The sequence below is a fragment of the Candidatus Pelagibacter communis genome, assembly GCF_001179925.1.
Classification (GTDB): Bacteria; Pseudomonadota; Alphaproteobacteria; order Pelagibacterales; family Pelagibacteraceae; genus Pelagibacter; species Pelagibacter ubique_E.
This window is the reverse complement of sequence record NZ_CVSF01000046.1, coordinates 1-9,131: the sequence shown is the minus strand read 5'-3', so window position 1 is coordinate 9,131 and position 9,131 is coordinate 1. Positions and strand designations below refer to the sequence as shown.

Sequence of the window (9,131 nt, the reverse complement as noted above, 5' to 3'; positions counted from 1 at the left end):
CCTTCTTCACTCACGCGGCATCGCTGCATCAGAGTTTCCTCCATTGTGCAAGATTCCCCACTGCTGCCTCCCGTAGGAGTTTGGGCCGTGTCTCAGTCCCAATGTGGCTGATCATCCTCTCAAATCAGCTATTGATCAAAGTCTTGGTAGGCCATTACCCCACCAACAAACTAATCAAGTGCAGGCTCATCCAATGGTGCATAAAGCTTTCTCCGTAAAGACTTATCCGGTATTAGCACAAGTTTCCTCGTGTTATTCCAGGCCAAAGGGTAGATACCTACATGTTACTCACCCGTCTGCCACTAAGTATTGCTACTTCGTTCGACTTGCATGTGTTAGGCGTGCCGCCAGCGTACGTTCTGAGCCATGATCAAACTCTCAAGTTTAAAAACGGCGCACACTAGCTTCAATATAAATTCTAAGAATAAAATTTATATGATTTTGAAGTGTGTACGACAAATTTTTGGTAACCTTAACCGTCCACACTTCTCTTCTTAAATTTTTACTTTTTAAATAGCTAATTGAGCAAAAAGGCTCAATAATACTCACTAATTTATTGTTGTTACAATATTTTATTGAGAAAGTTCGATGCTTATAGGCTAATATTAAAGGAAATCAAGCATTTAGAAACAAAAAAGTGCTTGAAAAACCTGTCATTTTAGCCAGTTTTTTTTGATTTTTTAAAATACTAAACTAATAATTGCAATTATTAAAATTCTCAAAATGTTTAATAAAATCAAAAATAAAAATGAAATTATTGCTTTAATTTCTTTAATAATTTTAACAGTTATTTTTACAAGCTATTACAATCACACTAAAAAAAAAATTAAAAATAGTTACAAAGAAATCATAAATAATATCTATTTTAAAAAAACGACAAATCATTTTCTTGGTCAACTAGAGCCAAAGTTTAAAAAAATTAGACATAAAATTACAGAAGGTGAAACGTTTGATAATATTTTAAATCAATATCAAGTAGATAAAAAAGAAATCCAAAATTTGAAAAATAAACTATCTGAAAAAATAAATCTAAATAAACTAAATACAAATCAAAAAATTTATCTAACAATTGACCAGTCAAATAACAGAGTTAAAGATTTTATATTTCAAATTTCAACTAAAGAAAGAGTGTTTCTAAATAGAAAAGAAAATGAAAATGATTTCAATCAAGAGATTTTACTAACAAAACTCAATAAAAAAATAATATATCAAGAAAATGTAATACTCAAAAGCTTATATAAATCTGCAATTGATAAAAAAATACCAGCCAATACAATAGTAGAATTTGCAAGAATTTATGGTTTCCAAGTAGATTTTCAAAGAGATATCAGAAAACAAGATCGATTTCAAATCATGTTTGAAATATTTGTTGATGATAAGGAAAAAGTAATTGAAACAGGAAATATTTTATTTGCAAATTTGATTTTGAGTGGAGAAGATAATTCTCTTTATTACTTTGATAAAGAAGGTAGTGCAGGACATTATGATAAAAATGGAAAAAGTATTAAAAAAGCTCTTATGAAAACTCCTATTAATGGTGCTAGATTATCATCTCCATTTGGAATGAGGAAACATCCGATCGATGGATTTAATAAGATGCACCGTGGTACTGATTTTGCTGCTCCAACTGGAACTCCAATTATGGCCTCAGGATCTGGAACAATCAAAAAAGCTGGATGGTGTGGTGGTGGTGGAAATTGTGTTGTAATAAGACACAATTCAACTTATCAGACTGTTTATGCTCACATGTCAAAGTTTGCTAATGGCATAAAAAAAGGTGTAAGAGTTAAACAAGGTCAAACAATTGGTTATGTTGGTTCCACGGGAAAATCAACAGGACCACATTTGCATTATGAGGTAATTATAAACGGAAAAAAAGTTAATTCACAAACTCTTAAATTACCATCAGGTAAAATTTTAAAAGGAGAAGAAAGAAAAATATTTGAAACTAAGAAAATTAAACTTGATGTATTAAAGTCTGAAAAAATAATTGGGATTAATTAATTATTTTACTACAACAACTTTTGACTCAACATCTTCTTTTTCATTTGTTATTTTTTCTTTTGCTTCATCGTTCTTGAATTTTTCACTTACATTATTTCCAGCATTACCATTTTTATCGTCACCTATACTTGCAGGAATACCACTTTTTTTAAAGTTCTCTTGATCATTAAGTATTCTAGTGAAGTGATCTGCATGTTGAAAATAATTTTCAGACAAAATCTTATCTCCACTAGATAGAGCTTCTCTTGCCAAATTGTTGTATTTTTCTATCAATTTTGAGGCGTTGTGATTATTTCTTCCGGGAATTTTTCTTTGGAAGTTTTCATTGCTAGAAAAATTAGATCCATATTTAGGTCTATCGCCGTTAGACTTAAAATTTCTGTCATTTCTTCTAAAATTATTTCTTCTATTATTGTTATTGTTTCTGAAAGTTACCATAAATTAATTTACTATTTTTGTACTAATTATACATCGATCATTTTTTGCATAATCTTTAACAACCCAATTAACATAAAAGTTGTTTTTAATTAATAATTGTTTAACCTCTTTTTTTTGGTTGTAAGCAATCTCCAAAATTAGTTTGCCACCAATTTTTATCAGCTCAGATGATTTTTTTATAATTTTTCTGATTTCTGATAAACCATCTAATCCACCATTAAGAGCTATTTTTGGCTCAAAATTTATTACATCTTTTTCCAAATATTTTAAGTCTATTTTATTAATATAAGGAGGATTAGATATGATTAAATCATATTTCCCCAAATAGAATTTGTCAATATCAGATTTAAATAATCTAACTCTGTCATTTACTCCTAGTTTATAAGCGTTCATTTTACATGCTTTTAGTGCGTAATTACTTATATCAATTCCAGTTGCTTGAAAATTTTTTTTTTCTTTAAGTATTGAAAGCAAAATGCACCCTGAGCCAAATCCAATATCTAAAAAATTTATTTTATCTTTTTTTTTATAAATCTTCAATATTTGTTCAATAATAATTTCTGTATCGGGTCTGGGAATAAGTACTTTTTCATTTATAGAAAATTCATATTTCCAAAAAGATTTTTTTCCAGTTATGTAGGCAATCGGTTTTCCTTTAGATCTTTGATTAATTAGTTCTTTAAAAAAATTATAGTCTTTGTCACTAATGTTATATTTTGAATTTAAAAATATGTATTCCCTACTTTTATTAATTACTTTTGATAATAAAATTTCACTATCTAGTCTAGCAGACTTAATATTATTATTTTCCAATATTCGATATGCATTTTTAATGGCTGTTTCTAAATTCATAATTAACCTAAATTAGTTAGACTTTCTTCCTGAGCTTGTAATGTGAGAGACTCTATCATTTCATCAAAGGCTTCGCCCTCCAAAAACTCCACAAGTTTATGAAGAGTAAGATTTATTCTGTGATCTGTAACTCTTCCTTGTGGAAAATTGTAAGTTCGAATTCTTTCAGACCTATCTCCCGTACCAATTTTGCTTTTTCTATCTTGAGATCTTTCTTTATCTATCCTAGATCTTTCTAATTCATAAAGTCTCGCTCTTAAAATTTTCATTCCTTTAGATTTATTTTTATGTTGAGATTTTTCATCTTGTTGAGATACTGTAAGTCCTGTTGGGATATGAGTAATTCTTACCGCACTATCTGTTGTATTAACAGATTGTCCACCAGGTCCACCTGCTCTAAATACATCAATTCTAAGATCTGAATCATTAATCTTTAAATCAACTTCCTCAGCTTCAGGCAAAACAGCTACTGTTGCTGCAGAGGTATGAACTCTACCTTGAGTTTCTGTATCTGGAACTCTCTGGACTCTGTGAACTCCGCTTTCATATTTAAGAGTTGAATAAATATTATTACCTTTTATAGACGCAATAACCTCTTTTAGTCCTCCTGCCTCACTTTTAGAAATTGAAATTAATTCTACAGACCATTTTTTTTTGTGACTTACTTTTTCGTACATCTTATATAGGTCTGCAGCAAATAAACTTGCTTCTAAACCGCCTGTGCCTGCTCTAATTTCGATTATTGCATTTTTTTTATCAGCCTCATCTTTGGGTAATAAAAATAGTTTAAGTTTTTTTTCGTTGTTTTCATTCTCTAATTTCAAATCATTTAACTCAGTCTCAGCCATTTTAATTAACTCAATATCTGAATCTTTATCATCTAAAATTTTTTGTATTTCTGATCTATCTTTTTCATAGGAAATATATTTTTTTGCATCGCTTATGATTTCATTTAAATCAGCATACTCTTTTGATTTTTCTGCAAAAAGTTTTTTATCTATTTTCCCTGATGATAAGTCCTTCTCTAAGATTGAATGTTTGTTGATTAGCTCTTTGACTGTTTTCAGTGGTATCATCTTAATTATTTTTTAGCTCAGATGCTTTTTTTTCAACTTCATCTACAATCTTTTCAATCATATCACTGGTTAGAACTTTTTCTGACTGGACCCCCGATAAGTAAAGCATGTTATTTCCTTTTTTACCCCCGGTTATCCCAATATCTGTCATTGCCGCTTCCCCAGGGCCATTTACTACACATCCTATAACAGAGAGAGTTATTGGGGTTTTTATATGCGAAAGTTTTTGTTCTAAAATCCTAACAGTTTCAATCACTTCAAATCCTTGTCTTGCACACGAAGGACAAGAAATAATTTTTACACCCCTTTCTCTTAAATTTAGAGATTTTAATATTTCATTTCCGATTTTAACCTCTTCCACTGGATTATCTGATAGAGAAATTCTTATTGTATCACCAATACCATCTAAAAGTAATGTACCTAAACCTATTGATGATTTAATGCTTCCAGGTATAAAACCACCTGCTTCAGTGATTCCTAAGTGAAGAGGATAGTCAGTAGCCTTAGACAATTGGCGGTAAGCTTCTATAGACAAAAATACATCTGAAGATTTCACACTTATTTTTAAATTATTGAAATCTTCATCTTCTAAAATTTTAATATTTCTTAAAGCGCTTTCTACTAATGCCTCTGGACAAGGCTCTTTATATTTCTCTAAAATATCTTTTTCTAAAGATCCAGCGTTTACACCTACTCTTATAGAGCAATTATTATCACGAGCGGCTTTTACAACTTCTTTAATTCTATCTATATTTCCGATATTCCCAGGATTAATTCTTAAACAACTTGCACCATTCGTTGCGGCCTCAATAGCTCTTTTATAGTGAAAATGAATATCAGCAACTATAGGTATATCTACATGTTTAATAATTTCCTTTAAAGCTTTAGATGATGCCTCATCTGGACAAGAAACTCTAACTATATCAGCACCTTCACTTTGGATTTCATTGATCTGTTTAATAGTGGCTTTTATATCTGTGGTAAGAGTATTAGTCATTGATTGAACCGAGATAGGATTATTTCCACCTACTTTGACCTTGCCAACATTAATTTCTTTAGTTTTTCTTCTGTCGATATTTCTAAATGGTCTTATGCTCATTTTTTATTATTCAATTTAAATTCTTTATGTAATGCAACAATTGCCTTTTTAGTATCTTTTTTATCAATTAAAACTGAAATTTTAATTTCAGAAGTGGAGATAACTTTTATATTTATCTTTTTACTAGCAAGTGATTGAAACATTCTAAAAGTGACACCAGGTGTTGTTATCATGCCAACGCCAATTACTGATATTTTTGAAACACCCTTTTCAAATAGTAATTTTCTATAATTTATATCTTTATTTTCTTGAATTATTTTTTTTGTTTTATTCAGATCTTCTGTCTTTATTGTGAATGTTAAATCTGTCTCCTTGCCATTAGCAGAGATATTTTGGACAACCATATCAACATTAATCAAATTTTTAGATAACGGTTTAAAAATTGATGCAGCGACACCTGGTTTATCTTTAACACCAATAAGAGAAACTTTTGAGTCATTTTGTGTAGATGAAATACCTGTAACAATCTTGTTGTTAATTATGTTTGATCTTTTGGTAATTAAAGTTCCAGATTTTTTTTTGAATGACGATTTTACCTCTACATCTATTCTATTTAGTCTTGCATCTTGAATTGAAACTGGCTGCATTACCTTAGCTCCTAGTGAGGCCATTTCTAACATCTCCTCATACGAAATTATTTTAATTTTTTTTGCTTTTTTTAATTTGTTTGGATCTGTTGTATATACTCCTTCAACATCAGTGTAAATTATACATCTTTCTGCATTAAAAAATTTTGCTAACATAATAGCACTTGCGTCTGACCCGCCTCTTCCAATAGTAGTAATTCTATTTTCAATATTAACTCCTTGAAAACCAGTAATTACCGGAATGCCACCTTCATTTAGATATTTTAAAATTTTATTTTTATTAATTTTATTAATTCTTGAATTCTTATGTGCACCCAATGTAATAATGGGAATTTGCCAAGACAACCAAGATCTAGATTTGTAACCATTATGAATTAATCTTCCTGCAATTAAGGAACAGGCGACTTGTTCTCCCGAAGAGACAAGGACATCATGTTCAGAGTTTGAAAAATTTTCACTTATTTTAGAAGATTTTTTGACTAAATCATTTGTCACACCGCTCATTGCTGATGAAACTACTATTACTTTATAATTTTTCTTTTTATAATCCGCTATTATTTTGGCAACTTTTTTTATCTTTTTTATTGTGCCAACTGAAGTGCCTCCGAATTTTAATACTACAATTTTCATGGTAAAATATTTTATTAAATTTAAAAAATATTGAATAAATACATGTTGAATATAAAGTCAACCCAGATATGAAAAGTAACACAATTAATAAAAAAGAAATAGAAAAATTTTCTAAAATTGCTGAAGAATGGTGGAATCCTGAGGGAAAATTTAAACCACTGCATAAATTTAACCCAATAAGAATTTCTTATATTAAAGAAAATATAATTAATACATTTAACTTAAATCATAAAAATGCTCCATTAAAAAATATTAAAATTCTAGATATTGGTTGTGGAGGAGGTTTATTATCAGAGCCTATGTGCAGACTAGGTGCCAAAGTAACTGCAATTGACGCATCTAAAAAAAATATAAGTGTTGCAAAATTACATTCTAAAAAAAATAATCTTAACATAAATTATTTATGTACATCACCTGAAAAATTAAAAACTAAAGATAAGTTTGATGTAATCTTAAATATGGAGATTGTAGAACATGTTGCAGATGTAAATTATTTTTTAAAAACATGTAGTAAACTTTTAAAAAAAAATGGAATAATGTTCGTGGCTACATTAAATAAAACATTAAAATCTTATATTTTTGCAATTGTAGGTGCTGAATATATTCTAAGATGGCTTCCAATAGGAACTCATGAATGGGAAAAATTCTTAAAGCCTGAGGAACTAATCTCAATCCAAAAAAAAAATGACCTTAGTGTTGAAAGGGTTGATGGTATGAAATTTAATTTGCTCAGCGATAAATGGAGTGTAAGTAATGATAAGTCGGTTAATTATATTGCTAAATTTATTAAAAATTAATTATCTTTACCTTCAATCCAAGGAATCATCTGAGTATCGATCCCCTCTTCTTTAAGTTCAATAATATCTTTTTTTGATGCTGTTCCGTAAATACCTTTTTCCTTTTTTTTTTCACTGTAATGAATTGATCGCGCTTCATAAGCAAAATTATCTCCAACATACTTAAAATTATTTTTAATAAATTTTTGGTATTCGTTTATTCTTTTTTTTATTTTATTGTATTTCTTAAGCTCTTTATTAGTTTTTTTATCTGAATTTTTGTTTATTAGATTTGGAGCCATTAAACTTTTTTCTATTTCGATCGAATTACAACTATGACAATTCAAAAGTTTTTTCTTTTTTAATTTTTCATATTCTTTAGAATTAGCAAACCAACTTTCAAAAGTTAAATCACATTTTTTGCAAACTAAACTATATTTAATCATAAAATTTATTTAATTATTACTTAAAAAAATTCAATATCCTTAGCTTCTATAATCGGCATTAATTTCTATATATTTTTTTGTTAAATCCATTGTGTAAGCAGTAAAGTGCTTATTACCGCTCCCGACATTCACACTTATTTCTATATCTGAATTTTTCATATATTCCGCAGTTTCTGACTCGCTATATGAACTGTGAAGTTTGCCTTTATATACCACATTTATATTTCCAAATTTTATTGCTAGCTTATTCATTTGTATCTGTGTATCTGATTTACCTATAGCCATAATCACTCTTCCCCAATTTGGATCTTCACCCGCAATAGCTGTTTTGACAAGTGATGAATTAGCAATTGAAAAAGCAATTTTTTTTGCATCCTCATCAGACTTTGAGTCTAATACTTTTATTGTTATAAATTTTGATGCTCCTTCTCCATCAGCCACCACTCTTTTTGCTAAGTTTAACAAAACTTTATTTAATGATAGTTCAAAATCCTTTAATTTACTATCTGTAATACTATTCACTTTTGGATGATATGTTTTACCAGTAGAAAAAATTGTAACCATATCATTAGTACTGGTATCTCCATCACAGCTTATTGCATTAAATGTGTTTTCTATATTTTTTTTAAGTAATTTTTTCAAAATATCGTTTGGAAGATCTGCATCAGTAAAAATATATCCTAAAGTTGTTGCCATATTTGGATGTATCATGCCTGAGCCTTTTGCAATTCCATATATCTTAATCAAAGTTTTACCAATAAAACACTCCTCCATAGCCATTTTTGGTCTTGTATCTGTGGTCATTATTCCAAGAGCAGCTTTCATCCATATCAATTTATTTTGAGTATATTTTATATTTTTTATCAAATTTGGTATTTGAGAAACTATTTTTTCTTTTGGAAAAGTTTCACCAATAGTGCCTGTGCATCCAAAGATTATATTTTTAGGTTTAATAATTTTTGGATCTTCTTCATCTTGTTTTTGTTTTTGACTTAACTGTTGAGAAATTGTTTCCGCAATATTCTGCATGCTTTTATAACCTTGTTCTCCAGTAAAAGAATTGGCATTTCTGGTGTTAACCAACAAAGAAAATATTTGTTTAGTTTTTTGATTTAAATTCCATTTAATATTTTCAGACAAAATTTTTGATTGTGTGTATACTGAGGCAAAATTTGCACCTTCTCGAAAATAAAACATTACCAAATCATCTCTATCAGAATTAT

The 9,131-nt window shown here is 28.9% G+C and carries 9 protein-coding genes and 1 rRNA gene; 2 read left to right on the top strand and 8 right to left on the bottom strand.

The window, feature by feature from the left end; all coding sequences use genetic code 11:
* Positions 1–386, bottom strand: a 16S ribosomal RNA gene (locus AMN70_RS03180); the annotation flags it as partial.
* 337 nt (positions 387–723) lie between these two features.
* Between AMN70_RS03180 and AMN70_RS03175 the strand changes: the two genes are divergently transcribed.
* Positions 724–2,004, top strand: a complete 1,281-nt coding sequence (locus tag AMN70_RS03175) for a M23 family metallopeptidase (protein ID WP_075501713.1) — start codon at positions 724–726, stop codon at positions 2,002–2,004.
* Here the strand turns inward: AMN70_RS03175 and AMN70_RS03170 are convergent, their stop codons facing one another.
* From AMN70_RS03170 to AMN70_RS03150, 5 genes are read right to left on the bottom strand one after another with little or no spacing between them, the layout of a single operon-like run.
* Complete coding sequence (locus tag AMN70_RS03170; protein WP_075501711.1) at positions 2,005–2,442, bottom strand: DUF4167 domain-containing protein; 438 nt, start codon at positions 2,440–2,442, stop codon at positions 2,005–2,007.
* A 3-nt stretch (positions 2,443–2,445) separates the two neighbouring features.
* On the bottom strand, positions 2,446–3,294 hold the full coding sequence (gene prmC / locus AMN70_RS03165) for a peptide chain release factor N(5)-glutamine methyltransferase (RefSeq protein WP_075501708.1): 849 nt from the start codon (positions 3,292–3,294) through the stop codon (positions 2,446–2,448).
* 2 nt (positions 3,295–3,296) lie between these two features.
* Positions 3,297–4,370, bottom strand: a complete 1,074-nt coding sequence (gene prfA, locus AMN70_RS03160) for a peptide chain release factor 1 (RefSeq protein WP_075501706.1) — start codon at positions 4,368–4,370, stop codon at positions 3,297–3,299.
* A 1-nt stretch (position 4,371) separates the two neighbouring features.
* Entirely contained in the window at positions 4,372–5,469 is a 1,098-nt protein-coding gene (gene ispG / locus AMN70_RS03155; protein WP_075501704.1) for a flavodoxin-dependent (E)-4-hydroxy-3-methylbut-2-enyl-diphosphate synthase, read from the bottom strand.
* Positions 5,466–6,686 (bottom strand): aspartate kinase, encoded by a 1,221-nt coding sequence (locus AMN70_RS03150; RefSeq protein WP_075501702.1) that lies wholly within the window; start codon positions 6,684–6,686, stop codon positions 5,466–5,468. The genes ispG and AMN70_RS03150 overlap by 4 nt, the downstream gene beginning before the upstream one ends.
* Before the next feature lie 68 nt (positions 6,687–6,754).
* Here AMN70_RS03150 and ubiG point away from each other — a divergent pair, with 68 nt between their 5' ends.
* Positions 6,755–7,483 carry a bifunctional 2-polyprenyl-6-hydroxyphenol methylase/3-demethylubiquinol 3-O-methyltransferase UbiG gene (gene ubiG, locus AMN70_RS03145; protein ID WP_075501700.1) on the top strand — a complete coding sequence of 243 codons (729 nt, stop codon included), beginning with the start codon at positions 6,755–6,757 and terminating at the stop codon, positions 7,481–7,483.
* On the opposite strand, the gene AMN70_RS03140 is transcribed toward ubiG, so the two are convergent.
* Complete coding sequence (locus AMN70_RS03140; RefSeq protein WP_075501698.1) at positions 7,480–7,908, bottom strand: DUF1178 family protein; 429 nt, start codon at positions 7,906–7,908, stop codon at positions 7,480–7,482. The genes ubiG and AMN70_RS03140 overlap by 4 nt on opposite strands.
* A 39-nt stretch (positions 7,909–7,947) precedes the next feature.
* Positions 7,948–9,131: bifunctional glutamate N-acetyltransferase/amino-acid acetyltransferase ArgJ (gene argJ, locus AMN70_RS03135; RefSeq protein WP_075501696.1), on the bottom strand; the 1,184-nt coding region annotated here is incomplete at its 5' end.

Bases quoted from the DNA above. Each gene is read 5' to 3' on its own strand.
- AMN70_RS03175 (WP_075501713.1), top strand. From the start codon at position 724: ATGTTTAATAAAATCAAAAATAAAAATGAAATTATTGCTTTAATTTCT.
- AMN70_RS03170 (WP_075501711.1), bottom strand. From the start codon at position 2,442: ATGGTAACTTTCAGAAACAATAACAATAATAGAAGAAATAATTTTAGA.
- prmC (WP_075501708.1), bottom strand. From the start codon at position 3,294: ATGAATTTAGAAACAGCCATTAAAAATGCATATCGAATATTGGAAAAT.
- prfA (WP_075501706.1), bottom strand. From the start codon at position 4,370: ATGATACCACTGAAAACAGTCAAAGAGCTAATCAACAAACATTCAATC.
- ispG (WP_075501704.1), bottom strand. From the start codon at position 5,469: ATGAGCATAAGACCATTTAGAAATATCGACAGAAGAAAAACTAAAGAA.
- AMN70_RS03150 (WP_075501702.1), bottom strand. From the start codon at position 6,686: ATGAAAATTGTAGTATTAAAATTCGGAGGCACTTCAGTTGGCACAATA.
- ubiG (WP_075501700.1), top strand. From the start codon at position 6,755: ATGAAAAGTAACACAATTAATAAAAAAGAAATAGAAAAATTTTCTAAA.
- AMN70_RS03140 (WP_075501698.1), bottom strand. From the start codon at position 7,908: ATGATTAAATATAGTTTAGTTTGCAAAAAATGTGATTTAACTTTTGAA.